This is a genomic window from Cellulomonas sp. (genome assembly GCF_965229465.1).
Lineage (GTDB): Bacteria > Actinomycetota > Actinomycetes > Actinomycetales > Cellulomonadaceae > Cellulomonas.
On sequence record NZ_OZ245882.1, the window covers coordinates 4,435,580 to 4,459,644 of the forward strand.

The 24,065-nt window shown below is 72.4% G+C and carries 21 protein-coding genes and 1 pseudogene; 13 read left to right on the plus strand and 9 right to left on the minus strand.

Going from position 1 to position 24,065, the window contains the following annotated elements; all coding sequences use genetic code 11:
- The first annotated feature begins 18 nt into the window (after positions 1-18).
- Positions 19-1,863, plus strand: coding sequence for a 2-oxoglutarate dehydrogenase, E2 component, dihydrolipoamide succinyltransferase (sucB, locus tag ACO06A_RS20930; protein ID WP_421734102.1), 1,845 nt, complete (start codon positions 19-21; stop codon positions 1,861-1,863).
- A 102-nt stretch (positions 1,864-1,965) separates the two neighbouring features.
- Positions 1,966-2,859, plus strand: coding sequence for a TIGR01777 family oxidoreductase (locus tag ACO06A_RS20935; protein WP_421734103.1), 894 nt, complete (start codon positions 1,966-1,968; stop codon positions 2,857-2,859).
- A 12-nt stretch (positions 2,860-2,871) separates the two neighbouring features.
- On the opposite strand, the gene arr is transcribed toward ACO06A_RS20935, so the two are convergent.
- Genes arr through ACO06A_RS20955 form a run of 4 tightly spaced genes read right to left on the minus strand, consistent with a single transcriptional unit; the run spans position 2,872 to position 7,952 of the window.
- Positions 2,872-3,303: an NAD(+)--rifampin ADP-ribosyltransferase gene (gene arr, locus ACO06A_RS20940; protein WP_421734104.1), complete on the minus strand. Its 432-nt coding sequence runs from the start codon at positions 3,301-3,303 to the stop codon at positions 2,872-2,874.
- Positions 3,304-3,340: 37 nt separating this feature from the next.
- Complete coding sequence (locus tag ACO06A_RS20945) at positions 3,341-4,630, minus strand: hypothetical protein (RefSeq protein ID WP_421734105.1); 1,290 nt, start codon at positions 4,628-4,630, stop codon at positions 3,341-3,343.
- A gap of 53 nt (positions 4,631-4,683) precedes the next feature.
- A complete protein-coding gene (locus ACO06A_RS20950; RefSeq protein WP_421734106.1) occupies positions 4,684-5,709 on the minus strand; it encodes a Gfo/Idh/MocA family protein in 1,026 nt (341 codons plus the stop codon).
- Positions 5,710-5,714: 5 nt separating this feature from the next.
- On the minus strand, positions 5,715-7,952 hold the full coding sequence (locus ACO06A_RS20955) for an MMPL family transporter (protein WP_421734107.1): 2,238 nt from the start codon (positions 7,950-7,952) through the stop codon (positions 5,715-5,717).
- 50 nt (positions 7,953-8,002) lie between these two features.
- Here ACO06A_RS20955 and ACO06A_RS20960 point away from each other — a divergent pair, with 50 nt between their 5' ends.
- Genes ACO06A_RS20960 through ACO06A_RS20975 form a run of 4 tightly spaced genes read left to right on the plus strand, consistent with a single transcriptional unit; the run spans position 8,003 to position 10,967 of the window.
- A complete protein-coding gene (locus ACO06A_RS20960; protein ID WP_421734108.1) occupies positions 8,003-8,479 on the plus strand; it encodes a MarR family winged helix-turn-helix transcriptional regulator in 477 nt (158 codons plus the stop codon).
- 9 nt (positions 8,480-8,488) lie between these two features.
- The gene (gene lipB / locus ACO06A_RS20965; RefSeq protein WP_421734109.1) at positions 8,489-9,154 is read left to right on the plus strand and encodes a lipoyl(octanoyl) transferase LipB; all 666 of its coding nucleotides are present in this window, start codon (positions 8,489-8,491) and stop codon (positions 9,152-9,154) included.
- Positions 9,155-9,205: 51 nt separating this feature from the next.
- A complete protein-coding gene (gene lipA / locus ACO06A_RS20970) occupies positions 9,206-10,207 on the plus strand; it encodes a lipoyl synthase (RefSeq protein ID WP_421734110.1) in 1,002 nt (333 codons plus the stop codon).
- 43 nt (positions 10,208-10,250) lie between these two features.
- Positions 10,251-10,967, plus strand: a complete 717-nt coding sequence (locus tag ACO06A_RS20975) for a DUF4191 domain-containing protein (RefSeq protein WP_175346037.1) — start codon at positions 10,251-10,253, stop codon at positions 10,965-10,967.
- A gap of 16 nt (positions 10,968-10,983) precedes the next feature.
- Here ACO06A_RS20975 and ACO06A_RS20980 read toward each other — a convergent pair whose 3' ends face one another.
- Positions 10,984-11,502 carry an RDD family protein gene (locus ACO06A_RS20980; protein ID WP_421734111.1) on the minus strand — a complete coding sequence of 173 codons (519 nt, stop codon included), beginning with the start codon at positions 11,500-11,502 and terminating at the stop codon, positions 10,984-10,986.
- Between the two features lie 256 nt (positions 11,503-11,758).
- Here ACO06A_RS20980 and glnA point away from each other — a divergent pair, with 256 nt between their 5' ends.
- Positions 11,759-13,183, plus strand: coding sequence for a type I glutamate--ammonia ligase (gene glnA, locus ACO06A_RS20985; RefSeq protein ID WP_175346039.1), 1,425 nt, complete (start codon positions 11,759-11,761; stop codon positions 13,181-13,183).
- Between the two features lie 109 nt (positions 13,184-13,292).
- Here glnA and ACO06A_RS20990 read toward each other — a convergent pair whose 3' ends face one another.
- Together ACO06A_RS20990 and ACO06A_RS20995 are read right to left on the minus strand one after the other, a co-directional pair.
- Positions 13,293-13,646, minus strand: coding sequence for a hypothetical protein (locus tag ACO06A_RS20990; RefSeq protein WP_421734112.1), 354 nt, complete (start codon positions 13,644-13,646; stop codon positions 13,293-13,295).
- 12 nt (positions 13,647-13,658) lie between these two features.
- Complete coding sequence (locus ACO06A_RS20995; protein ID WP_421734113.1) at positions 13,659-13,958, minus strand: hypothetical protein; 300 nt, start codon at positions 13,956-13,958, stop codon at positions 13,659-13,661.
- Positions 13,959-14,254: 296 nt separating this feature from the next.
- Here ACO06A_RS20995 and ACO06A_RS21000 point away from each other — a divergent pair, with 296 nt between their 5' ends.
- The 4 genes from ACO06A_RS21000 to ACO06A_RS21015 all read left to right on the plus strand — a co-directional run bounded on the left by ACO06A_RS21000 (position 14,255) and on the right by ACO06A_RS21015 (position 18,015).
- Complete coding sequence (locus ACO06A_RS21000; protein ID WP_421734114.1) at positions 14,255-14,983, plus strand: alpha/beta fold hydrolase; 729 nt, start codon at positions 14,255-14,257, stop codon at positions 14,981-14,983.
- 77 nt (positions 14,984-15,060) lie between these two features.
- A complete protein-coding gene (locus tag ACO06A_RS21005; RefSeq protein WP_421734115.1) occupies positions 15,061-15,693 on the plus strand; it encodes a hypothetical protein in 633 nt (210 codons plus the stop codon).
- Positions 15,694-15,789: 96 nt separating this feature from the next.
- Positions 15,790-17,646, plus strand: coding sequence for a carboxypeptidase-like regulatory domain-containing protein (locus ACO06A_RS21010; RefSeq protein WP_421734116.1), 1,857 nt, complete (start codon positions 15,790-15,792; stop codon positions 17,644-17,646).
- Positions 17,647-17,793: 147 nt separating this feature from the next.
- Complete coding sequence (locus ACO06A_RS21015; protein WP_421734117.1) at positions 17,794-18,015, plus strand: chemotaxis protein CheW; 222 nt, start codon at positions 17,794-17,796, stop codon at positions 18,013-18,015.
- A gap of 9 nt (positions 18,016-18,024) precedes the next feature.
- Here the strand turns inward: ACO06A_RS21015 and ACO06A_RS21020 are convergent, their stop codons facing one another.
- A complete protein-coding gene (locus tag ACO06A_RS21020) occupies positions 18,025-18,567 on the minus strand; it encodes an NUDIX domain-containing protein (RefSeq protein WP_421734118.1) in 543 nt (180 codons plus the stop codon).
- A 522-nt stretch (positions 18,568-19,089) separates the two neighbouring features.
- Here ACO06A_RS21020 and ACO06A_RS21025 point away from each other — a divergent pair.
- Together ACO06A_RS21025 and ACO06A_RS21030 are read left to right on the plus strand one after the other, a co-directional pair.
- Positions 19,090-19,797, plus strand: a pseudogene (locus ACO06A_RS21025) (pectate lyase family protein); the annotation flags it as partial.
- A 970-nt stretch (positions 19,798-20,767) separates the two neighbouring features.
- Positions 20,768-22,291 (plus strand): DUF4173 domain-containing protein, encoded by a 1,524-nt coding sequence (locus ACO06A_RS21030; RefSeq protein WP_421734119.1) that lies wholly within the window; start codon positions 20,768-20,770, stop codon positions 22,289-22,291.
- 3 nt (positions 22,292-22,294) lie between these two features.
- On the opposite strand, the gene ACO06A_RS21035 is transcribed toward ACO06A_RS21030, so the two are convergent.
- The gene (locus tag ACO06A_RS21035) at positions 22,295-23,884 is read right to left on the minus strand and encodes a hypothetical protein (protein WP_421734120.1); all 1,590 of its coding nucleotides are present in this window, start codon (positions 23,882-23,884) and stop codon (positions 22,295-22,297) included.
- Between the last annotated feature and the right edge of the window lie 181 nt (positions 23,885-24,065).

The following is a 24,065-nucleotide window of genomic DNA, read 5'->3' on the forward strand; positions in this document are numbered from 1 at the left end:
AAGGAGACACGAGCGGTCATGTCCGACAACGTGCAGCTGCCCGCCCTCGGTGAGTCCGTCACCGAGGGGACCGTCACCCGCTGGCTGAAGAACGTGGGCGACACGGTGGAGATCGACGAGCCGCTGCTCGAGATCTCGACCGACAAGGTCGACACCGAGATCCCCTCGCCGTTCGCCGGCGTGCTCGAGCAGATCCTGGTCCAGGAGGACGAGACCGTCGAGGTCGGCGCCACGCTGGCCGTCATCGGCTCCGGCGAGGGTGCGTCCACGCAGGACGCCGCGCCCGCCGAGCAGCCGGCCGCGCAGGAGCCCGCCGAGGAGCAGGCTCCCGCCGAGGAGCAGGCTCCTGCCGAGGAGCCCGCCGCCGAGGTCGCCCCCGAGCAGCAGCCGGCCGAGGAGCACGAGGAGCCGGCACCCGCGCCGTCAGCCGCCCCCGAGGGTGGCGGCGCCAGCGAGAACGTCACGCTCCCCGCGCTCGGTGAGTCCGTCACCGAGGGCACCGTGACCCGCTGGCTGAAGGCCGTCGGCGACGAGGTCGCGGTCGACGAGCCGCTGCTCGAGATCTCCACCGACAAGGTCGACACCGAGATCCCGTCGCCGTTCGCCGGCACGCTCCAGCAGATCCTCGTGCAGGAGGACGAGACCGTCGAGGTCGGGGCCGTGCTGGCCGTCATCGGTTCGGGCGCTGCCCCCGCCGCGGCTCCGGCGGAGACGGCCCCTGAGCAGGAGAAGGCACCCGAGCCGGAGAAGGACCCGGAGCCGCAGTCCGCTCCAGAGCCGGCCGCCGAGCAGGAGTCCGCACCCGCGGCGGCCCCCGCCCCGGTCCCGGCGACGCCCACCCCCGCCCCCGTGCCCGCAACCCCGGCACCGGCACCGGCACCGGCCGCGGCGCCCGCTGCGGCACCGGCGGTGTCCGGCACCTACCTGACCCCGCTCGTCCGCAAGCTCGCGGCCGACAAGGGCGTGGACGTGGCGTCGCTCGTGGGCACCGGCGTCGGCGGTCGCATCCGCAAGGAGGACGTCCTCGACGCCGCGGAGAAGGCGGAGGCCGAGAAGGCCGCCGCCGAGGCCGCCAAGGCCCAGCCTGCCCCGGCGGCGCCGGCTCCAGCTGCTCCGCGAGCGGCGTCGGTCCCGGCCGTCTCGCCGCTGCGGGGCACCACCGAGAAGGCCAGCCGGCTGCGTCAGATCATCGCCGAGCGCATGGTCGACGCCCTGCACTCGCAGGCGCAGCTCACCACGGTCGTCGAGGTCGACGTGACCAAGGTCGCCCGGCTGCGCGCCAAGGCGAAGGAGGACTTCAAGGCTCGCGAGGGCGTCAACCTCACGTTCCTGCCGTTCTTCGTCCTGGCCGCGATCGAGGGTCTCAAGGCGTTCCCGAAGATCAACGGCGTGCTCGAGGGCAACCAGATCACGTACCACGCGCAGGAGAACGTCGGCATCGCCGTCGACACCGAGAAGGGGCTCCTCGTCCCGGTGATCCGCGACGCGGGCGACCTCAACCTCGCCGGGATCTCGCGCAAGATCGTGGACCTGGCGGGCCGCACCCGGCAGAACAAGGTCAAGCCCGACGAGCTCAGCGGCGCCACGTTCACCGTGACGAACACGGGCTCGGGCGGCGCGATCATCGACACGCCGATCGTCCCCGGCGGCACGTCCGCGATCCTGGGCACCGGCGCGATCGTCAAGCGGCCGGTGGTCATCCTCGACGCGGACGGCGCCGAGGTCATCGCGATCCGGTCGATGTGCTACCTGTCGCTGTCGTACGACCACCGCCTGGTCGACGGAGCCGACGCGTCCCGCTACCTCGCCGCGGTCAAGACCCGCATCGAGGAGGGCGCGTTCGAGTCCGAGGTCGGGCTCTGACGGCAGCACCCTTACGACGGCCCGGGACCCTCAGGGGTCCTGGGCCGTCGTGCGTCCGCTCCCACCGAGCCAGGTGCGACGCCCGCACCTAGGGTGAGCGCCATGCAGATCGTCATCGCCGGCTCGCACGGCTTCATCGGGAGCGCCCTCGTCCCGCACCTGAGCCGCAGCGGCCACACCGTCCGCACGCTCGTGCGTGGCACGGCAGCCCGCCCGTCGGAGATCGCCTGGGACCCCGACGCCGGCCGGCTCGACCCGGCGGCGCTCGCGCACGCCGACGCGGTCATCAACCTGGCCGGGGTCAACCCGGGGAAGTGGCCACTGACCACCGCACGCAAGCGGGCGGTCCTGTCCTCACGGCTGCGCACCACGGGCCTGCTCGCCCGCACGCTCGCCGGCCTCGACGGCGCCGGCCCGCAGATCATGCTCCAGGCCTCGGGGATCGGCGCCTACGGCTCGCGCGGCGACGACCTGCTCGACGAGGACGAGCCGCTCGGCACCACGTTCTTCGCGAACGTGGTGCGGCAGTGGGAGGCTGCGACCTCGCCGGCCCGGGACGCCGGCGTCCGGGTGGTGCACCTGCGGACCGGCATCGTGCTCGGGCAGGGCGGCGGCGCCCTCGGACCGCTGCTGCCGCTGATCAAGGCGGGGGTCGGAGGGCGGCTCGGCTCCGGGAAGCAGTTCTGGCCCTGGATCACGCTGCTCGACCAGGTCCGTGCCATCGAGCACCTGCTGACCGCGCCCGTGCACGGCCCGGTCAACCTGGTCACCGCGCCGGCGCGCAACGCCGAGGTCGTCTCCGCGCTGGCCTCGGCGATGCATCGGCCGGCGATCATCCCGGTGCCCGCGTTCGCCCTGCGCCTGGTGCTCGGCGACTTCTCGTCGGAGGTGCTCGGGTCCATCCGGGCGGTCCCGGCCGTGCTCGACGCCAGCGGCTTCCAGCCGACGCACTCCGACCTCACGGCCGCCGCCGAATGGGTCGCGCAGAGCGACTGACGCCGCGAGCACCTAGTCGTTGATCGCCTCGATGCCTTGCTGCTCGAGCCTGGCGACGTGGTCGCGCATCTCCTGGAGGACCTCGGGCGGGTGCCCCACCCAGTCCGCGACCTCCCCGACGACCCGGAGCGGCTCGCGCGTGCGGTACGACCTCGTCGGGTTGCCCGGGAACCGCTTGTCCGTCAGGTTCGGGTCGTTCTCGAGGGCACCGGTGGGCTCGACCTGGTAGATCCGACCTCGACCCTGGCCCACCGCCAGCTCCGCGCCCCAGGTCGCCGCATCCAACGTGGCGGTCAGGTAGACGAACTTCGCCGTGATCCGCGCGCCGTAGTTGGAGCCACGGCCGGGTTCGAGCAGGTCCCCCACCACCAGGTCCGCCTTCGTCCCGTGGAAGAACGGCCCGGGGTCCTGGACCACCTGCGCCGTGGTCTGCTCGTCCTCCATGCGGACACCCCCTCGTCGTCGTCCCAGTGAACACCGCTCACGGCTGCCGGACGTCCCAGACGCGCCATCCGTCCGGGGTCCACCGCAGCCCCAGGACGACGGTCCGGGCCGTCGACGCGGCGACCGGCGTGGCGGCGCCGCCGTCGGCCGGCACCCGGTCGTACGCGGACGTCGCGGAGGTCACGGCCACGTCCGTCGTCCCCAGGGTGCCCTCGTCGGTGACCAGCCGCGCGTCCAGCACGTCCACGGTGAGCCCGTCCAGCCGTACGCCGTCGAGGTCCGGCAGCAGCAGCGAGTCGGCGCGGTACGCGGGACCGTCCACCACCTCGACGGCACCCAGCGCCGCCGGGTCCCCCGCCCCGAGCACCTCCACGCGCAGCCGGCTGAGCTCGATGGCGGCCTCCACCGGATCGTCGGTCTCGTGGGACGCAACGGTCGCCGGAGGGGTATCGGATCCGAGCACCCGCCAGCCGACGACACCGCCGCCCACGACGAGCACGGCGGCCACGGCGGCCGTCGCCAGCCGCACGGCCTGCCGCCTGCGTCGCGCCCGGTCGTCGCGTCGGCTGACGACCTGCCGCCGGGCAGGGGCGCTCTCGCGCGCCCCGGTCGACAGCTCCGACGACGCGAGCTGTCCGGCGTCGGGCAGCCGGACCGGCGTCGGCTCCGTGGCACGGAAGCACGCGTCCACCACCTGGTCCGCACGGAGCCCCGGCACGGTCAGCAGCTCCGTGAACGCGTCCCGGAGCGTCAGCTCACCCGCCACACCGGCGACCAGGTGCACGTCGGCCCCGGGCATCTGAGCCAGGACGGTGGTGACGAGCCGGCGCAGGTCCGCCTCGGGGTCGTCGGCGCCGCCGAGGGCACCCCGCAGGTCGGTGAGCACCGGACGCCCGTCGGGCCGCACGACGACCGTCGACTCGCTGACCGAACCGTGCGCCAGACCGGCGGTGCGCAGGGCCTCGATCGCACCCGCCAACGGGATCGTGATCGTCGCGGCCTCGCCGTCGGTCAGCGGCGCACGCGCGGCGCGGATCTGCGCCAGCGAGAGCCCGGGCAGGTGCTCGACCACCAGCCCCAGGCGGCCCGGGGACAGGTCGAGCACCTCCAGCACCCGCGGGAGGTGCTCGTACCGGACCTCCCGCAGCCGCACCGCGCGCTCCGCCGTCCGGTCGTCGACGACCCCGGGGACCACGTGGAGCTCCAGCCCCCGGTCCGAGCCGTCGAGCGCGGCGGCGAGCCATCCCGCCCCGATGACCTCGACCGCCCGGAAGCCGGCTACCGCCAGGGCGCTCTCCACATCGCTCGGCACGAGCACGCTGTCCATGCGCGCCATCCAAGACCGGTCGGCGCCCGCGCGTCGGCCGTCATCCACAGGCGTCAGACCAGCGGGACCACCCGGTTCTCAGTGGCGGACACCAGGGCCGCGTCGAGCACGCGTGCCGTGCGCGCCGCGTCGGCGGGGTCGACGGGCGTCGGGCCACCGCCGGCCACCCACCGCACGACCGCGCGGTAGAAGTCGACGTGGCCACCGGTCGCGCGCGGGACCGGCTGTCGGTCGGATCCGCGCACCAACCAGCCCTCGTGCACCGGCTCCCCGGGGCGGCGAGTCTCCTCGTAGGCGTCGTCGAGCGCGCCGAACGGCGTCGCCTCCCCCTCGAAGCTGGTCACCAGGTACGCGCCGAGGTCGCCCAGCACGCGCGTGCGCGGCCCGGGCGCGCCGACCACCGCCCCGGCCTGGAGGTGGCTGACGACGCCGTCCCGGCCGTGCACGAGCGCGAGGAACACGTCGTCGACCGCGGGCGTCGTGCGGGCGTGCAGCTCGGCGTAGACCTGCGCCACGGGCCCGAACAGCTGGATCGCGGAGTCGACCAGGTGCGCGCCGAGGTCGAGCAGGAGCCCGCCGGACTCGGGGTCGTTCTCCTTCCAGCGGTCCTGTGGTACCGGCCGGAACCTCTCCCAGCGCCGCTCGAAGCGGTGCACGGTCCCCAGCTCCCCGCGCTCGAGCAGACCGAGCAGGGTGAGCTGCTCGCTGTCCCAGCGGCGGTTCTGGAACACGGTGAGGCGTCCGTCGGCGAGCCCGGCCAGAAGCTCGGCGTCGGCGGCGGACGTCGCCAGCGGCTTGTCGACGAGCACGTGCACCCCCGAGTCGAGCGCGGCCCGCACGTGAGCCACGTGCTCGCCGGTCGGGCTCGCGATCACCACGAGGTCCAGCTCGTCCGCCCGCGCGAGCAGCGCCTCGACGTCGGGCGCCACGGTCGCGCCCGGCCAGTCGTGCTCCACCTGGTCCGCCCGGCTGCGCGTGACCACGCAGGTCACGTGCTGCCCCGCCTCGCGCAGCAGCCGCGCGTGGATCCCCCGGCCCGCTCCCCCGTACCCGACCAGCCCGACCCGCAGCGCCTCCATGCGGCTCACTCTAGGTCGGTGCCGCCCCGCTCCGGCGTCCGCGACAGCGCACTGGGCCACCACGTCCCGCGCCCCAGATCGTGCACGAGCGCCGGGACGAGCAGGCTGCGGACGACGAGCGTGTCGAGCAGCACCCCGAACGCGACGATGAACGCGATCTGCGCGAGGAACAGCAGCGGGATCACGCCCAGGGCCGCGAACGTGGTGGCCAGCACGACGCCCGCGGACGTGATCACGCCACCGGTCACCGCGAGGCCGCGGACCACGCCGGCGCGGGTGCCCACCTTGACCGACTCCTCGCGCACCCGGGTCATGAGGAAGATCGAGTAGTCGACGCCGAGCGCCACGAGGAACACGAACGCGAACAGCGGGACCACGGGGTCGGCACCGGCGAAGCCGAACACGTGGTTGAAGACGATCGCGGAGACCCCGAGCGCCGCGGCGAACGACAGCACGTTCGCCACGAGCAGCAGCGCCGCCGCGACGACGGAGCGCAGCAGGAACATGAGGATGACCCCGATCACGAGCAGCACGACCGGCACGATGACGCGCAGGTCCCGCTCGCTGGCCAGCTGCGTGTCGAGCGTCTCGGCGGCGGCCCCACCCACCAGGGCGCTCGGGCTGACCTCGTGCACGACGGTCCGCACCTGCTCGACCGTCGCCACCGCCGCCTGCGTGTCCGCCGACGCGGTCGTGGTGACGTCCAGGCGCACCCGACCGTCGACGACGACCAGCGGCGCCTCCTCCGTCGGAGCGCCGGACGGGGCACCCGTGTAGGGCGCCACCGCCTCGACGCCGTCGACGCCCTCCGCCGCGGCGGTGGCCGCGTCCACGTCCGCCTCGTCGACGATCACGACAGCCGGCTGCACCGCTCCGGCGGGGAAGTGGTCCGCCAGCACGGCCTCGCCCGAGACCGCGTCGACGTCCGTGAGGAAGATGTCGACCTGGCTGGTCCCGGACGCGTTGAGGGTGGGCAGGAACGCGGCACCGACGCACAGGGCGAGCGCCGTCAGGATCCAGACCGGGCGCGCCCTGCGACCCACGAAGCGCGCGAGCCGTGCCCAGACCCCGGGGCCGGCGGAGGGGTCCTGGACGGCGGCGGGGTCCGTGGTGATCGCGTCGGCACGCGGGGCGCGCGGCCAGAACAGGACCCGGGAGCGCTTGCCGAAGACGAGCAGCAGCGCCGGCAGGAGCGTGAGGGCGCCGAGCAGCGCGGACGCGATTCCGATCGCCGCGACCGGTCCGAGGCTCCGGTTGGAGCCCAGGTCCGACAGCAGGAGGCAGAGCACGCCGGCGATGACCGTGCCGGCACTGGCCGCGATGGGCTCGACGCAGGCCCGCAGAGCGCGACGCATCGCCTCGGCCGGGTGCTCGACGTGGTGGAGCTCTTCTCGATAGCGCGCGACCAGCAGCAGCGCGTAGTCGACCGAGGCGCCGACCACGAGGATCGACAGGATGCCCTGGGACTGGCCGTTGAGGACCAGCGTGCCGTTCTTGGCAAGGGTGTAGACCACCAGCCCGGCGAGGCAGAGCGCGAACACGGCGGTGAAGATCACGACGAACGGGAGGAACGGCGAGCGGTAGACGACGGCGAGGATCAGCAGCACCGCACCCAGGGCGACCAGCAGCAGGACGCCGTCGATGCCTCCGAACGCGGTGACCAGGTCGGCGACGAACCCGGCCGGACCGGTCACCCAGGCCTGGAGACCGGGCTCGCCCGCGGTCGTGGCGGTCGCGGCGAGCTCCTCGTCGAGCGACTCGCGCAGCGCCACGACGAACGATCCGGCCACCCGCTCCTCGTCGGCCAGCAGCTGCTCCGCCTTCGCGCCGTCCAGCGAGATCGCGACCAGCAGCGCCTCCCCGTCCTCGGCCGGCACGACGACCGGTTCGCCCACCAGGTACTGCGACCAGGTGCCGTCGTTCCCCTCGGGCAGCGGCAGGTCGGGGATCCCCTGCGCCCACTCCTGCACGGCGGCGAGCTGGTCGGGGGTGACCTCGCTCCCGTCCTCCGGTCGGAGCACGACCAGCGCAGGTAGTGTCTCGGTGTCGACGAAGCCCCTGCTCTCCTCGGCGGCCCTGGTGGACTCGGCCGACGACGGCAGGAACGCGGTGGCGTCGTTCGTCTGGACCTGCGACAGCTTGCCCTGCGCCATCCCGCCGACCGACCCGATCCCGAGCCAGACCACGAGGGAGACGCCGACGAGAACGGCGCGGACGAGGGTGGACCGGCGATTACTCAGCATGCTGAGTATCATCGGTGGTGTAGACCGGATGAGCAAACGGAGGCCGCACGGTGGACCAGGAGAGCAGGTCGGCGGACGTCATCGACCCGGCCTCGCCCGACCCCGCGCACTGGCCCGTCGGCCGCCTCCTGTCGGCGGCCGCCCGGCGCGTCGAGCGCGACTGGAACGCCCACCTGTCCACGTGGGACCTCAACCACGCGAGCCTGGCGGTGCTGGCCCACCTGCTGCGGTCGCCGATGTCGCAGCGCGAGCTGGCCACCGCCAGCGGGGTCACCGAGCAGACGATGAGTCGTGTCCTGGCCCGCATGGAACGCACCGGCTACGTCACGCGCAGCCCGCACGACGACGACCGGCGCCGGCACGTCATCACGATCACGGATGCCGGCCGGTCCACGTTCGGGGTCGCGTCGGACCGGGCGCTCGCCGAGACGCTGGTCACCCGCGGGCTCACTGCGCAGCAGGCCGAACAGCTGCGCCGCCTGCTCGCCGTGGTCGCCGGCCCGGGGTCGGACGAGTCGTCGGGTTAGCCTGTCGGCATGCGGTTCGACGAGCTCGATCTCGGCACGCGCCTGCTCCCCTACGAGCCGACGTGGCAGCTCCAGCGCGAGGTGCTTGCGGCGGTCGCGGACGGGACGCGCGAGGACACAGTCCTCCTGTGCGAGCACGAGGACGTGTACACGGCCGGCCGGCGCACGGCGACGTGGGACCGTCCGGTCGACGGCACGCCCGTGGTGGACGTGGACCGCGGCGGACGGATCACGTGGCACGGCCCGGGACAGCTGGTCGGCTACCCCATCGTCAAGCTGGCGACGCCCATCGACGTGGTCCGCTACGTCCGTGCGCTGGAGGAGGTCCTCATCCGCACGTGCGCCGACCTGAGCCTGGACGCGATCCGGGTCGACGGTCGCAGCGGAGTCTGGTTCGCCGCCAAAAGGACCCGCCGGGAGCGCAAGGTCGCGGCGATCGGCGTGCGGGTGTCCCGCGGCGTGACGATGCACGGCTTCGCACTCAACTGCGAGCCCGACCTCACCGCCTTCGACCGCATCGTGCCGTGCGGGATCGACGACGCCGACGTCACCTCCCTGTCCCTCGAGACCGGTCGGCGGGTGACCATCGCCGAGGCCCTCCCCCTGGTCCGCGCCCACCTCGTCGACGTGCTGACGCCGATCCTCGAGGCGAGGCCGGCCACCGCCACGGTGTGACGCGCGACTCCCCCGCAGCCGACGTCCGCACCGCGGGTTAGTCTGACCGGCGTGACGATCGCAGCCGATGGCCGACGCATGCTCCGCATCGAGGCGCGCAACGCCGAGACCCCCATCGAACGCAAGCCGGAGTGGATCCGCACCCGCGCGACGATGGGCCCCGAGTACACCGAGCTCAAGGGCCTGGTGAAGCGCGAGGGCCTGAACACGGTGTGCGAGGAGGCCGGCTGCCCCAACATCTTCGAGTGCTGGGAAGACCGCGAGGCGACGTTCCTCATCGGCGGCGACCAGTGCACCCGCCGCTGCGACTTCTGCCAGATCGACACCGGCAAGCCCGCGGCGTTCGACGCCGACGAGCCGCGCCGGGTGGCTGCGTCCGTGCAGGCGATGGGCCTGAAGTACTCGACCGTGACCGGCGTGGCCCGCGACGACCTGCCGGACGGCGGCGCGTGGCTCTACGCCGAGACCGTCCGCCAGATCCACGCGGTGAACCCGGGTACCGGCGTCGAGCTGCTGATCCCCGACTTCAACGCGACGCCCGAGCTGCTGGACGAGGTCTTCTCGTCGCGGCCCGAGGTGCTGGCGCACAACCTGGAGACGGTCCCCCGCATCTTCAAGACGATCCGTCCCGGGTTCCGCTACGACCGGTCGCTCTCCGTGATCACCCGCGCACGCGACGCCGGCCTGGTCACCAAGTCGAACCTGATCCTCGGCATGGGCGAGACCACAGAGGAGGTCGTCGAGGCCCTGGCCGAGCTGCGCGAGGCCGGCTGCGACCTCATCACGATCACGCAGTACCTGCGCCCGTCGGTGCGCCACCACCCCGTGTCGCGGTGGGTGCGTCCCGAGGAGTTCGTCGAGCTGTCGGCCGAGGCCGAGCGTCTCGGCTTCCTCGGAGTCATGTCCGGCCCGCTGGTGCGCTCGTCGTACCGCGCCGGACGTCTGTGGGGCCAGGCCATGCGCCGCTACGGCCGCCCGATCCCGGAGGCTCTGGCGCACCTGTCCGAGCCGACGACGTCCCGCCAGGAGGCGGCCAGCCTGCTGGCCCGCTGACACCCGTCGGGGCGGTGCCGATCCGTCGGTAGACTCCGGTTTCATGGCCCGCGACAACACTCCCGACGCTGCACCGACGCCCAAGGTGAAGAAGACCCGCTGGTACCACCAGGTGTGGCAGGCGTACCAGATGACCCGGAAGAACGACCCGGCGATCACCTGGATCCTGCTGGCGGTGTTCTTCGGCATCATCGCGCTCGGGCTGGTCATCGGCCTGCTGGTCGACGCGTGGCTGTACGTCCTGCTGCTGAGCATCCCGTTCGCCCTGCTCGGCGCGATGTTCATCCTCGCCCGCCGCGCGGAGACGGCCGCCTACACGCAGATCGAGGGCCAGCCGGGTGCCGCCTACGCGGCCCTGGGGACCATCCGCCGCGGGTGGACGTTCACGCAGGAGCCCGTCGCGGTCGACCCGCGCACGCAGGACCTCGTGTTCCGCGGCGTCGGCCGGCCGGGCGTCGTGCTCGTCGGCGAGGGTCCGGCCCCGCGGATCGCCAAGCTGCTCGAGGCGGAGCGCAAGCGCACCGCGCGCGTCATCTCCGGTGCACCGATCACGCTCATCCAGGTCGGTGACGGCGAGGGCCAGGTGGCCCTGCGCAAGCTGCCGCGCGCCGTGCAGAAACTCCGCCCGAAGCTGAGCAAGCAGGAGGTCGCCGAGGTGAGCAAGCGCCTCACCGCGCTCGGCGGCGTCCGTCTGCCGGTGCCGAAGGGCGTCGACCCGATGCGTGCGCGCCCCGACCGCAAGGGCATGCGCGGCCGCTGACGGCACCTCCAGGTGGTCAGCGCCGGACGATGGCGGTGCCGGCCACGCGGTCGTGCAGGCCGCGCCCGTCGGCGTCCCACACCACGGCCGGGACCACCAGGCACAGGAGCGCCGTGCGCACGAGGGCGCTGAGCAGGCCCGGCGCCATCGTCGCCCACGCCGCCTCGTCCCGCGTCTGCCCCGGGAACACCCGCCGCACCCGCAGGCCCACCAGCCGGTGACCGAGCGTGTGGCCGATCGAGCCGACCAGCAGCACGTTCTCGAGCGCGAAGATCCCGAGGGTCGCCATCGGGTTGCCCCGGCTCAGCAGGAACACGTCGGGATCGCTGGCGAAGAACGCACCGGAGATCAGCAGGCACGCCACCCAGTCGATGGCCAGCGCGCCCACCCGGCGCCCGAGCGGGGCGAGCGAGCCGGAGCCGGACGCCGGCAGGCCGAGCCGGGTACCCCGGCCCGTCGTCTCTGCGGCGCCGGACCGGTCGGACTCGTCGAACCCGCCACCGAGCCACGAGCTGATGTCCCGACGATTCGCCACCCGAGCAGGGTAGGCGACCGGACGGAGCGAGACGGCAACGCGGCGGAAACACCGTCGGCACGCCGCTCTCGTACCGTGACGCCAGATGGAGTGAGACCGTGCCCCGCCCCCACCCCCAGGGGACTAGGGTCAACATTCGTTACACGAGGGGCGGGCTCGTAACGCCGTCGAAACACGTGGTACACGACGGAGAAATCACGCGCTCGTAGCCTCACCTTGCCCGACCCCACGGGTACCACCGACCGAGGAGCAGCGGATGTTCAGCAAGCCAGAGGAAGTCCTGGCGTTCATCAAGAGCGAGGACGTGAAGTTCGTCGACGTCCGGTTCTGTGACCTGCCCGGCACGATGCAGCACTTCAACGTCCCCGCCTACTCCCTGGAGCTGGACTTCTTCACGGACGGCCAGATGTTCGACGGGTCCTCGATCCGCGGCTTCCAGGCGATCCACGAGTCGGACATGAAGCTGATCCCGGACATCAGCACGGCGTACATCGACCCCTTCCGGGTCGAGAAGACGCTGAACATCAACTTCCACATCGTGGACCCGTACACCGACGAGCCCTACAGCCGCGACCCGCGTCAGGTCGCCGCGAAGGCCGAGGCGTACCTGAAGTCGACCGGCATCGCGGACACGGCGTTCTTCGCCCCCGAGGCCGAGTTCTACATCTTCGACGACGTCCGCTTCCACACGAAGCAGAACGAGTCGTTCTACTCGATCGACTCCTTCGAGGCCGCGTGGAACACCGGCCGCGAGGAGGCCGGGGGCAACCTCGGCCACAAGATCCCCTACAAGGGTGGCTACTTCCCCGTCCCGCCGGTCGACGGCTTCTCGGACATCCGGGACCAGATCAGCCTCCAGCTGGACGCCCTCGGCCTCGGTGTCGAGCGCGCCCACCACGAGGTCGGCACCGCCGGCCAGCAGGAGATCAACTACCGGTTCGACAAGCTGGCCATCTCCGGCGACAAGGTCATGCTCTTCAAGTACGTCGTGAAGAACGTGGCGCACGAGAACGGCAAGACGGCGACCTTCATGCCGAAGCCGCTCTTCGGAGACAACGGCTCGGGCATGCACGTCCACCAGTCGCTCTGGAAGGACGGCGAGCCGCTGTTCTTCGACGAGAAGGGCTACGGCGGCCTGTCCGACATGGCGCGCTGGTACATCGGCGGCCTGCTCAAGCACGCCCCCTCGCTGCTTGCCTTCACCAACCCGACGGTGAACTCCTACCACCGCCTGGTCCCCGGCTTCGAGGCCCCGGTCAACCTGGTCTACTCGGCTCGCAACCGCTCCGCGTGCATCCGCATCCCGGTCACCGGTTCGAACCCGAAGGCCAAGCGCATCGAGTTCCGCGTGCCGGACCCGTCGTCCAACCCGTACCTCGCGTTCGCGGCCATGCTCATGGCCGGCATCGACGGCATCCAGAACCGGATCGAGCCGCCGGACCCGATCGACAAGGACCTGTACGAGCTGCCCCCCGAGGAGCACGCGCAGATCCAGCAGGTCCCGGGCTCGCTCGGCGAGGTCCTGGACCGCCTCGAGGCCGACCACGACTTCCTCACGGCGGGCAACGTCTTCACGCCCGACCTGATCTCGACGTGGATCGACTACAAGCGCAACGCCGAGGTGGACCCGATCCGCCTGCGTCCGCACCCGCACGAGTTCGAGCTGTACTACGACGTGTGATCGTCCCACCTCGCGGCTGCTCCCGTGAGGTGGTGACCTGCAGTGACGACACCCTCGTCGCCCTCGTGGCGGCGGGGGTGTCGCACGTCGAGCTCCGTTCGCGGGGCCGCTACGTCAGCGCGCTGAAGCCGAACCAGATCGTGCACACGAGCGCGGCGAGGAACGTGAGGACCTGCAGGCTGGCCGGCAGCGTGATGTTGCGGCTGTAGATCGAGGGCGTCGCAACGCCCCCGTGCGGCCTCTCGAGGTTCCCGCTCAACGCCATGAGGGTGACTGCCCCGAGCACCACAGAGACGAGGAAGAGCACCCACGCCACGCGCAGTGCGGTCAGCTCGCCCGCACCCCCCTCAGCGACGTCGGTGAGGAAGGTGATGGTGAGGGCGATGATTCCGGTCGCGAGCGCAATGAGCTGCTTCGCGACCTCCTGAGCGAAGTCGAACGCCTTCTCGATCCGGGACTCCATGTCGATGCCCTCTCAGCAGAACGGCCAGAGCCCGGGACACAGCCGAGAGCGCGCTTCCGCCACGGTCGTCTCGCTGAAGAACTCGTAGCCCGACGCGATGCGCACGTCGTTCATGGACGCGAGCAGGAGCGCCGCGTTCTGTTCCGCCTGCGCAAGGTCGTCCGGCGCCGTCCTGCCCTCCTGAACCATCGTGGCAGCGCCCTGAGCGATCAGGGTCGCCAGGTCGACCGACGAGTCCTTCGACAACAGCGCCTCGGACGGCAGATCCCGAACCGAGCGCAGGATCCACTCGTTCACCTCGTGCACGTCCACGTGCCCACCTCGCTCGTCCGGTCAACGACCCACCACCGGCGGCCGCGGGGACGACGCGCCCAGGCGTGCCCTCAATTCCGCCGCCCCTGTCAGGGTTCTGCTCTCCGGGTGGGGGCTTCAAGGGGCGGACGGGCACGGTCTGTGCGCGATCGGGCCGAAACGCCCCAGCGAAGCGGCCAGCAGTGCCGTGCCTTCCGAGGAACTCTTGACGCTCCGCGAACGAGCAATATATTGCATACCAGGGCCGTTGCACCAAACGACCCGCCCACCCCGACCCGCATGAAAGGGACACCGCCATGACCACCCTCCCCGCGAAGCAGACGATCGTCCTGGTCCACGGCGCCTACGCCGACTCGTCGAGCTGGAACGGCTCGATCCCCGCCCTGACAGCGGCCGGGCACCGCGTGATCGCGGCCGCGAACCCGCTGCGCGGGCTCGAGAGCGACGGCGAGTACCTCCGGAGCGTCCTCGACAGCATCGACGGCCCGATCGTCATCGCGGGCCACTCGTACGGCGGGGCCGTCATGAGCCACGCGGCCGACGGCAACCCGAACGTCACCGCGCTGGTCTACGTTGCGAGCTTCCTCGCCGAGCCGGGCGAGAGCCTGGTCGACCTCGTCGAGAAGTTCCCGGGCGCCCAGCTGGGCGGAGCGGCGCAGCCGGTTCCCTACTCCACCCCCGACGGAGGGACCGCCCCCGAGCTCTACATCGACCAGGCGCAGTTCCCGGCGCTGTTCGCCGGCGACGTGGACCCGGCGGTGGCGCAGCTGATGGCGGTCACCCAGCGGCCGCTCGCCCTCGCGGCCTTCGTGGCGCCGGCCACGCGCGCGGCGTGGAAGACGATCGAGTCGTGGGTGCTGCTCGCGGCGCAGGACCTGGCCGTGCCCGCCGAGCTGGTGCGGTTCATGTCGGAGCGGGCGGACGCCCACCTCGTCGAGGTCGACGCGTCGCACGCCGTCACGGTCTCGCAGCCGGGTGTCGTCGCCGACCTCATCCTGGAGGCCGCAGCCAAGACCGCTCGCTGACCCGCAGCGTCGGCCCCGGCACGTCGGCAGAACGCGTCGGGGCCGAGGTCGGGCCGGCGCGGCGGTACCTTCGCCGCATGGACAGCACGCCCACCCACGACCTCGAGCGTCCTGGCGGCCGGTATGCGCTCTCGTCGGGGACGCGGCGTCGCCGTCCACGATGCCGCCCCGGGGGCTTCGACCCGACCGTTCCCCTGCTCGCCGTCGCCGGGCTCGCCGGACTCGCGGCGGTCACCGGCGCGATCCTGTGGTTCACCGACGCCGCGGACCACCGCCTTGCCGTGACGCTCGCGGCCAGCGGCGTGGCCGCCACGGCGCACGACGCCCGGATCCACAACCCGTGCGGCGGGCGGTACTGCCCACCCGAGCCGGCAGTGCGCGCGATCGTCGAGCTCCCCGACGGCCCCCGCGAGCTCCTGCTGCGCGGCAGCGACCCCGAGACGGCCGGCCTGGAGTACGACGCCTGGTCGCCCCCACCTGTGGGCAGCCGGTACCACGGCGAGATCACCGTCCTGTACGACCCCCTCGATCCTGCCCGAGTCATGGAACGCGCCGACGCGACCACGAACCTTCTCCACAGCGACGCCACGATCGACGGCAACATCGCCCTGGTCGGCGCGGCCGTCACCGTGGCGGCCCTCGGCCCGCTCGTGTGGCGGACGACTCCCGTCGGCAGCCGCTCGGGTGCCCGTCGGGCGCGCGTGCGCTGAGCGGGTCGCCGTCCCGTATCTCCGCCCGCGGATGACGGCTCCTGATCAGCAGGCGGACACATCGACGTGCCCGCCACTGAGCAGGGGGTGGGCACGATGGCATACGAGATTCGCGGGTCCTTGTGGGGGACGCTGTGTCACGACGTCCGGGAGCCGCTCGCCGGCCTCGAGCTGCGCGCGTACCGGTCGACGGGTGACAGGGCCACGGAGCAGGCGGTCGCAGCCGACAAGGAGACCTTCCACGAGGTGGCCGAGGGCGAGCGCCCGGGAGCGCCGGTCGCGGTAGCGGTCGTCGAGGAGTCGGGCAGGTACGTCCTGACGATCGACGACAAGGAGTACGACGGCGGGCCGCTGGACCTGGACCTGTCCGTCGAGAAGCCGCCGAGGCCCAAGCGCGAGCCCACCGCGAAGCCGCGGCAGTTCGCCGTGACGACGCTCCAGCCGCGCTGGCGGCAGACGGAGAACGACTTCCTTGCTGTCTGGGAGTACGCGATCCCGAACCGGTTCTGGTGCCACATCCTCGCGCTCTTCGGCATCTGGACCATCAGCGGTCGGATCACCACGTGCGACAACAAGTTGCCGATCCCGGGCGCCGTCGTGTCGGCGTTCGACGCCGACTGGTTGCAGGACGACCCGCTCGGCACCGCGACCACCGACGGCACCGGCCACTACGTCCTCACGTACCTGGCCTCCGACTTCCGTCGCACGCCGTTCTCCCCGTTCATCAACGTCGAGCTGACGGAGGGACCGGACGTCTACGTCAAGGTGGAGCTGGGCGGGCAGCCGATCATCACCGAGACGCAGTCCGACGGCCGCAAGCCGGGACGGCAGAACGTGGGGCACTGCTTCTGCCTGGACCTGTGCACCGACAGGGTCGTCGGCGATCCCGACACGGTGCCGCACTGGCAGCAGGTCGAGGTGTTCGACATCCACCCCGGCAACGGCCAGCCCGGCTCGACGTTCGACACGCTCGGGTACGCGGACCCGGCCGGCGGTGCGTACGTGTTCGGCGGCACGGTCACGCTGCGCGGCAACTGCCCGCTCACCGACCTCGGCACCGGCCACGCGCTGAAGTACCGGTTCCTGGTCGGCGAGTACACCTGGACCGGCGGGACGGAGGACCCGGCGAACCCGCCGACCGTCGCCCCCGGCAGCCTGACCCCCGTGACGACGCAGGCCACGAGCACGCACGTCGGCTATGTCTTCTACACCGACGGCAACGGCGCCGCCCAGTCCGCGGCCGTCGTCGTCGCCGCAGCCGACCTCGACGCGGACGGCTTCGTCACGCTCGACGGGCTGCCGGTGACCGTGCAGATGTACAACCCGCTCGGGTCGACCGCAGTGGTGAACGTGAGCGGGTCGAACTTCCTGCGCACGTTCGAGCTGCTGGAGCTCAACACCGTGGCGATCACGGCGGTGCACCCGGCGAAGAAGCCCGGCGGGCTCCCGAAGGCCCAGGCGGGCGAGACGCTGCCGCCGAACGAGCAGGAGCCGGTGCGCCGGTACCGGGTGGGCTTCGAGGTGCGCGACGCCGTCACGGACACCGTCACCCACACCGACCAGCTGGACTCGATCATCTTCGACAACTCGGCGGTCATCGCCACGCTGGACCTCGAGGAGCTCCGTCTGAACGGCTGCAACCCGCTGTCCGGCGCGACCACGATCCACCTGCTGTACACGGTGGACCACCCGCACCTGCTGAACTTCTCCGTCACGATCAACAACAACGGCGGAAGCGTGCACTTCCCGCCGCAGACGCCGTCGGGGGCGTTCACCACCGGCAACTACACGTTCCGGGGTGGCGCGTCGGGGCCGCACAACAGCACGAGCACGGGCGGGATCCCGATCGACGTGTCCGGGGACCCGGCCTGCGCGTACTCGGTGAACCTGGGCTGGATCACCCGCCGGTACGGCGACCTGGGTCAGTCGCTCCAGCGGCTGTACTGCCACTGAGGCCGGCCTCGGGGGGCGTCCGGGTCTGCCGGGCGCCCCCCGGGTGCGCAGGGGACCAAGGGCCCCTCCGGTGAACGGCCGCTCGGAGGACGATGGAGGTGCCGGTCACCCCGGTCCTCGTCCGCGTGCACCCACAAGGAGCGCCCCATGGCCGCCATCCGCCCCGCCGTCCACCCCTCCGCCACGATCGACCAGCGCGTCCGGCAGCTGGGCCGCACCATCCGGTGGGCACCGGCACCCCTGTGGGGCACCTCGACGAGCGAGCACGCGCGGTACGCGGTCTACCTCGCGGGCAGCATCCTCGGTTGGACCCTCGCGGGTCTGGCGATCGCCGCGGTCGTCGGTCGCGCGCTCGGCCTGCTGGGCTGACCGCGCCGCTCAGCGCACCCGGCCCAGGGCGATCGCGGCGTACATCAGCGCCGCGACGGTCTCGCCGTCCGTGATCGTCCCGTCGGCGACCAGCTCGAGGACCCCGGCCCACGGGACGCGGCGCACGGCAGAGATACCTTCGACCGCTTGCTCGGCCGGTTCGTCCGCCTCACGCAGGCCACGGGCGAGGAACACGTGCTCCGGTGCGTGGCTGATGCCGTTGAGCGCGAACATCGAGCCGATGCGCTCCCAGGTGTCCGCCTCCAGACCGGTCTCCTCGCGCAGCTCGCGGCGCGCGGCGGCCACCAGGTCCTCACCGTCGGAGCCGCCGGCGGGGATCTCCAGCGAGGGGCCGGTGGTGTAGCGCTCCATCTCGACGAGGACCACCTCGTCGTCGGCGGTCAGGGGGACGACGAACACCGCGGGATGGCGCACCTCGACCACCCCGTAGATCCCGGGCGTGCCGTCCGGCCGGTCCACGGCGTCCTCCCGGACGCGGATCCAGGGGTTCTCGTAGACAGTGGTCGAGCCGCGCCTGTGCCAGGAGTCCATGGCGGCAGCCTGACAGACGACCCAGAGGGATTGCGCTTACCGGGCATTCTGTGACACCGTGGGGAAACCGGTTTCTCACCCACCTGTCGGAGACAAGGACGTCTCATGCGAGCTCGTCGTACCCTCGTCGTCACCCTCGCCGCGGGAGCACTCCTGCTGCCGCCGACGACCGCTCACGCCTCTCCCCCGCCGCCCGCCGTCGACCTCGGCCGCGAGGTGCTCGCGCCCGGCGACGGCTGGGCGTCCTACGAGGGACCGACCGTGCCCGACGGCAAGCCGACCGTGGCCACCGGCACCACGGGCGGGGCCGACGCCTCCCCGTCGGAGGTCTACGTCGTCGACACCTGGCAGGAGCTGCGCGACGCCCTCGCCGGCAAGCCCGGCGGCAGCCAGACCGACGCCCGCCGCAACGTCGTCCCCCGCATCGTCTACGTGACCGGGACCATCACCGCGTCCGACCCCGCCGCGTGCGACGCGTTCGCCGCGCAGGTCACCGTGTCGGACACCGGAGAGCCGTTCCGGATGGCCGACTACATCGCGCACTTCGACCCGACCGGCCCGTGGGGCCGCGTGAAGCCGAGCGGGCCGCTCGAGGACGCGCGCATCGCGGCGGCGGCGATCCAGGCCGCGCAGACGCTCCAGCACGTCGGGTCGAACGTGACGCTGGTCGGTGTCGGCGACGACGCGACGATCGTCGGTGCGAGCCTGCGGATCCGCGACGCCCACAACGTCATCCTGCGGAACCTCACCGTCTCCGACGCCTACGACTGCTTCCCGGTCTGGGACCCGACCGACACGGCGGTGGGCAACTGGAACTCCGCATACGACAACGTGTCGGTGTGGACGTCCACGAGCGTCTGGGTCGACCACAACACCTTCGACGACGGCGAGCACCCGCACAGTGCGCTCCCGACCGTCTTCGGCCGGCCGTTCGAGGTGCACGACGGGCTGCTCGACATCACGCACGGCTCGGACCTGGTGACCGTCTCGTGGAACCAGCTGGACGAGCACGACAAGACCGAGCTCATCGGCTCGTCGGACTCCCGGCTCCAGGACCGCGGCCAGCACCGCGTCACGCTGCACCACAACCACTGGATCGACATCGGTCAGCGCGCGCCCCGCGTGCGGTTCGGCGACGTTCACCTCTACGACAACCTCTACACGCAGACCACCGAGGGACTGTTCCAGTACTACTGGGGCGCGGGGATCGAGTCGAGCATCGTCGCGGAGAACAACGCGTTCGAGCTGGCGCCGGGTGTGGACCCCGCGCGGATCATCACGCGGTGGGGCGGCACGCAGCTGCTCGAGACCGGCTCCACCGTGAACGGGCAGGTCACCGACCTCGTCGCGGCGTTCAACGCGACGGCGCCCGTGCCCCTGGCACCCACGGCGCGGTGGAACCCGGCCGACGTGTACGACTACACGCTGGACCCGGTGCAGGACGTGCCCACGATCGTCCGTGCCGGGGCCGGCGCCGGGGTGCTCGTCTCCGGTACCCCGGTGGCCACCGCCGAGCCCGGCGTCGCCGTGCTGTCCGACGACAACGGGTGGGACACCGGCCTGCACGACGGCTCGTACACCGTGACGGCCACCCTGTGGTGGGGCCAGAACGCCACGGTCGCCCGGCTGTACGAGAACGGGGTGCTCACCGGCGCCCAGTGGCTCACCGGGACCACCCCGCACCGGCAGACGATCGCCTTCCCGGTGACCGGCAAGGTGGACGGGAGCTACACCTACGTCGTCGAGCTGCTCAACCCCTACGGGACGAGCACGTCGCGCCCGCGCACGGTCGTCGTCACCGACGCTGCTCCGGGTCGCCCGGTCCTGACCGACGACAACCGGGACGGCGACGGGTCGTTCACCATCACCAGCACCCTGTGGTGGGGCACCAACGCGACGCACTACGCGCTCTACCGCGACGGGCTCCTGGTCGACGAGCAGGAGCTCACCGCCGCGTCGCCGCAGCGGCAGACGGTCCGGACCGCGGTCACGGGGCTGTCCCCCGGTTCGTACGCGTTCGTCGCCGTGCTCAGCAATGCGGCCGGCAGCACGTCGACGAGCGAACGGGTGGTCACCGTGCGCCGCTGAGTCCGAGCTGTGCGCCAGTTGTGCAGGGACCTCGGTCCACTGCACACAACGTGCACGGGACCCCCGCGCAAGTCTGTGACGTGCGCAGACGCCGATGTCTAGCGTGGCGCTCATGACCGACACCGGAGCGCCGACGCCCCCGCCCGCACTGCCCGGCCCGCCGCCCTCCTGGGTGGCGGGCCGCGCTGTTCCGGTCCCGCGCGTGCCCGGTCGGGTCGCGCAGGTCCTGGTGCCGTTCTGGGCGGAGCGACGACGACCGGTCGAGACGCGCACGCTCGTGCTGTGCGGCGTGGTCGGCGTCGCCGGCGCCGTGCTGCTGGTCGGCCACCGGCCTGGCCTCGGTGCCGCGCTGGTGGGTCTGCTCGTCTGGGACGCGGCCGTGCCGGCCCTGGTCCGGCGCCGCAGCGTGAACGACGTCGCCACCGCGGTGCTGTCCGTCGCGCTGGTCGCGGTCGTGGCCCTGCGCGACGCGGGCTGGGTGGTTGCGCTCTGCGGGCTGGTCGCGGCCTGGGCGGGCGTCGTCGCGGTCACGTCGGCCCGCTCAGCGCCGGCCGCGGTCCTCGCCCCGCTGACCTGGGCCGCGGGCTCCGTCCGAGCGCTGCCGTGGGTGGCCAAGGGCTTCGAGACCCTGGCGGGCGCCCGCCGGGGTCAGCTGACGGTCGCGCTGCGCAGCGGGGCGATCACCGTCGGGCTGCTGCTCGTGTTCGGTCTGCTGTTCGCGAGCGCCGACCGCGTCTTCGCCAGCCTCATGCCCCGCATCGAGGCGGACCTGCTGCCGGGTCAGGTGGTCGTCGGCATCCTCGTGGCCCTCGTCGCCGCCGCACTGGCGCACCTCGCCCTGGCACCACCGAGCTGGTCCGACGCGCGCCTCGCGCCCCGAGCGCCCGCGAAGCGCGGCGAGTGGCTCGTGCCGGTGCTCGCGCTCGACGCGATGGTGCTGCTGTTCGTCATGGTGCAGGTCGGCGCGCTGCTCGGGGGGCACCGGCACGTGCTGGAGACCGCCGGCCTGTCCTACGCGCAGTACGCCCGAGAGGGGTTCGCCCAGCTCGTGGTCGTCACCGCCCTGACGCTCGTCGTCGTCGCCGTCGCCGCGCGCCGGGCACCCCGCGAGACTCCGCGCGACCGGTTGCTGTCCCGGATCGCGCTCGGCGTCCTGTGCCTCGGCACGCTGGGGGTCGTCGCCTCCGCGCTGCGCCGGATGGACCTGTACGTGGAGGCGTTCGGGCTCACGCGGCTGCGGGTGTTCGTGACCGTGGTCGAGATCGCCCTCGCCGCCGTCTTCGTGCTCGTCCTGGTCGCCGGGGTCCGGTGGCGCGGCCGGTGGCTGCCCCGAGCCGTCCTGCAGGTGGTCGCCGTCGCGATGCTCGGGCTCGCCCTGGTGAACCCCGACGCGCAGATCGTCCGGCACAACACGACGGCGGAGCTCACCGGCACGCTCGACGTCGGCTACCTCGCGGGGCTCTCCGCCGACGCCGTCCCGGCGTACGCACAGGTCGACGACCTGGACCTGCGCGCGTGCCTGCTCGCCTCGGCCGCCGTGCCGCCGACGGTCGGCCTCGCGGACTGGAACCTCGGCCGCGAACGCGCCACGACCGTCCTCGCGGGCGCACCCACCGACGAGAGCTGCAACCGCTGAGCCTCAGACCAGCAGCGCGTCCGGCTCGGCCTCCTCGAGGCGTGGCCGCGCAGCCAGGGTCGCGAGGCCGAGCACCACGAGCGCGACCACGAACACGGTGATCACGTACGCGGGCGTGAGCCGGTCCGCCAGGACGAGCGCGAGGGCGGCGAGCGCGATCACCACGACGCGCACGAGGGTGCGCTGCTGATCGAGCCACACGCCGACCGGTCCGGTGCTGACGCCTCGGCGGTCCCCCGCGTCCCGCAGCCAGGCGGCGGCCTGGGACGAGGAGGCGCGCAGCTGGCGCGCGGCCGTGGTCCCGCCGGCGACGAACGCGATGATCGCCAGCAGCAGCCCGAGCACGAGGCCGACGCGCAGCCCGACGCGCAGCAGCGAGACGAACTGGTCGTAGATCGAGACTGCTGTGTCGACGCGTTGCACGGTCGGTGGCAACGAGTTCGCGTACAACGATCTGCCGATCAGCAGGGCGAACCCGAGCAGCAGCATCGAGCCCGCCAGTGCGAGCCCCGCGACGACCAGCGCGCGGGACCGGTGCTGCGCCGCAAGTACCCCGGCCGCGAGCAGCCCGAGCGCGAGGTAGGGCAGGATCCCGCCGACGATGTCGATCAGCCTGTACGCGTTCTGGAGACGGACCAGGTCCGCGCTCGACGCGATCGGGAACGTCACGGTGATCGTCGGGATCCGGCTCGCCAGCGTGAAGCCGGCCTCCACGAGCGAGGTCTTGACCTGCTCGATGATCGGCGTGATGTCCAGGGTCAGGGCTCCGCTGTCGCTGATCTGTGCGAGCGCGTCCGGGTCCCCGCGTAGGGTGGCGACGATCTGCTCGTGCGCCACACGGTTCGCCTGCTCCCAGGTGTTCTCGAAGGCGTCGGAGCTGACGATCTTGGTGACGTTCTTGCCGATGAACCCGGTGATCGCGTCCTGGAGCGGGGCCTGCAACGAGCCGACCGCCTGGCTGATCAGCGGCGGAAGGTCCAGCCCTGCCACCGCGTCGGTGGCCTGGGTGGTCAGCTGCTCGACGTTCAGCGCCTCCACGACCGCCAGCGTGATCCGGTTCGACACCGCCGACTGGACCAGCGGATCCTCCGCGATCGGAGCCACGGTGTCGACGTAGCGATCGGTGTCCACCATCAGGCCGCGCGCCCAGCTGCCCACCACCGCCACCGGAGCCAGCAGCGCGCCCACGAGGATGAGGACCACCGCGGCCGTCGATCGACCGACCTTGCGGCGCGGGCGCGGGGCCGCCGCATCGCCCGTCTGGGCACGCAGACGCGCGTTCTCCGTCTCCAGCAGCTGGAGCCGCGCGAGCAGGACCGCCTGATCCTCCGTGGGCGACGACGCCGGTACGACGACGTCGATGGCGGTCGGGATCTCGAGGGTGTCCTGAGGTGAACCGGCGGGCTCCACCACCGCGTCGGCGGGGCCGGTGTCGACCGGCGTCGTGTCGGCGTCGGGCGTCTCCGCGGCCGGCGTGACGTACGGCGACTCGGTGTCGGGCGTGTCGGGTGTATCGGGCGCGGGTGGTCCGGCCGGTGGCTTGACGGCGCTCCGTGCTCGCGGCGTCCGCCGTGACGTCTTGTCCTCGGCCACGATGCCCTCCCCGACATGTCCGACATGCGACGACCCGTCGAGCATGGCAGGTGCGCTGGTCAGCGCGCGAGAGCCTCGGACGTCGGGAAACGGGCCGCGGGCGCGGGAGCGCCGTGCCACGCCGCCGAACCGCTACGGTGCGACGCGAGAGCAACGCCGCCTGCGAGCCCGCTCGCCTGCC

Coding starts and splice junctions, on each gene's coding strand:
- sucB (WP_421734102.1), top strand. CDS start 19: ATGTCCGACAACGTGCAGCTGCCCGCCCTCGGTGAGTCCGTCACCGAG.
- ACO06A_RS20935 (WP_421734103.1), top strand. CDS start 1,966: ATGCAGATCGTCATCGCCGGCTCGCACGGCTTCATCGGGAGCGCCCTC.
- arr (WP_421734104.1), bottom strand. CDS start 3,303: ATGGAGGACGAGCAGACCACGGCGCAGGTGGTCCAGGACCCCGGGCCG.
- ACO06A_RS20945 (WP_421734105.1), bottom strand. CDS start 4,630: ATGGACAGCGTGCTCGTGCCGAGCGATGTGGAGAGCGCCCTGGCGGTA.
- ACO06A_RS20950 (WP_421734106.1), bottom strand. CDS start 5,709: ATGGAGGCGCTGCGGGTCGGGCTGGTCGGGTACGGGGGAGCGGGCCGG.
- ACO06A_RS20955 (WP_421734107.1), bottom strand. CDS start 7,952: ATGCTGAGTAATCGCCGGTCCACCCTCGTCCGCGCCGTTCTCGTCGGC.
- lipB (WP_421734109.1), top strand. CDS start 8,489: ATGCGGTTCGACGAGCTCGATCTCGGCACGCGCCTGCTCCCCTACGAG.
- ACO06A_RS20975 (WP_175346037.1), top strand. CDS start 10,251: ATGGCCCGCGACAACACTCCCGACGCTGCACCGACGCCCAAGGTGAAG.
- glnA (WP_175346039.1), top strand. CDS start 11,759: ATGTTCAGCAAGCCAGAGGAAGTCCTGGCGTTCATCAAGAGCGAGGAC.
- ACO06A_RS20990 (WP_421734112.1), bottom strand. CDS start 13,646: ATGGAGTCCCGGATCGAGAAGGCGTTCGACTTCGCTCAGGAGGTCGCG.
- ACO06A_RS21000 (WP_421734114.1), top strand. CDS start 14,255: ATGACCACCCTCCCCGCGAAGCAGACGATCGTCCTGGTCCACGGCGCC.
- ACO06A_RS21005 (WP_421734115.1), top strand. CDS start 15,061: ATGGACAGCACGCCCACCCACGACCTCGAGCGTCCTGGCGGCCGGTAT.
- ACO06A_RS21010 (WP_421734116.1), top strand. CDS start 15,790: ATGGCATACGAGATTCGCGGGTCCTTGTGGGGGACGCTGTGTCACGAC.
- ACO06A_RS21015 (WP_421734117.1), top strand. CDS start 17,794: ATGGCCGCCATCCGCCCCGCCGTCCACCCCTCCGCCACGATCGACCAG.
- ACO06A_RS21020 (WP_421734118.1), bottom strand. CDS start 18,567: ATGGACTCCTGGCACAGGCGCGGCTCGACCACTGTCTACGAGAACCCC.
- ACO06A_RS21030 (WP_421734119.1), top strand. CDS start 20,768: ATGACCGACACCGGAGCGCCGACGCCCCCGCCCGCACTGCCCGGCCCG.